Raw genomic sequence first — 727 nt, 5'->3', positions numbered from 1 at the left:
CGAACGGAGGGGATGATTACCCCGTGACGCCCAGCGCCTTGAGCTTGGCGACCAGTTCGTCGACGTCCGCCACCTTGACCCCCGCCTGGCGCTTGCCCGGCTCCTCGACCCGCGTGACCGTCAGCCGCGGGGTGACGTCGACGCCGTAGTCGGCCGGGGTCTTGTTCGCCATCGGCTTGGACTTGGCCTTCATGATGTTGGGCAAGGAAGCATAGCGCGGCTCGTTCAACCGAAGGTCGGTGGTCACGATCGCCGGCAGCTTGAGCCGCACCGTCTCCGCCCCGCCATCGACCTCGCGCGTCACCACCGCATGCTCGCCCTCGATCGCGACTTTTGAGGCGAACGTGCCCTGGCCCCAGCCGAGCAGCCCGGCCAGCATCTGACCGGTCTGGCCATTGTCGTCGTCGATCGCCTGCTTGCCCAGGATCACCAGACCCGGCTGCTCCTCTTGCGCAACCTTCGCCAGCAGCTTGGCCACGCCCAGGGGCTCGACCGGACCCTCGGCCGTGATCAGCACCGCGCGGTCCGCGCCCATCGCCAGCGCCGTGCGCAGCGTCTCCGCCGCCTTGGCCTCGCCGATCGACACCACCACCACTTCGCTCGCCGCCCCCGCCTCGCGCAGCCGCAGCGCTTCCTCCACCGCGATCTCGTCGAACGGGTTCATGCTCATCTTCACATTCGACAGATCAACCCCAGACCCGTCCGCCTTCACCCGAGGCTTCACATT

At 68.1% G+C, this 727-nt stretch carries 1 protein-coding gene; it reads right to left on the bottom strand.

Annotated elements, in window-relative coordinates; all coding sequences use genetic code 11:
- Positions 1-16 precede the first annotated feature (16 nt).
- A partial coding sequence (locus FHY50_RS14085; protein WP_140231577.1) for an electron transfer flavoprotein subunit beta/FixA family protein occupies positions 17-727 on the bottom strand: 711 nt, incomplete at its 5' end.

The sequence above is a fragment of the Sphingomonas japonica genome (assembly GCF_006346325.1).
In the GTDB taxonomy this organism is placed as follows: domain Bacteria; phylum Pseudomonadota; class Alphaproteobacteria; order Sphingomonadales; family Sphingomonadaceae; genus Sphingomonas; species Sphingomonas japonica.
This window is presented reverse-complemented; position numbering and strand designations above follow the sequence as displayed.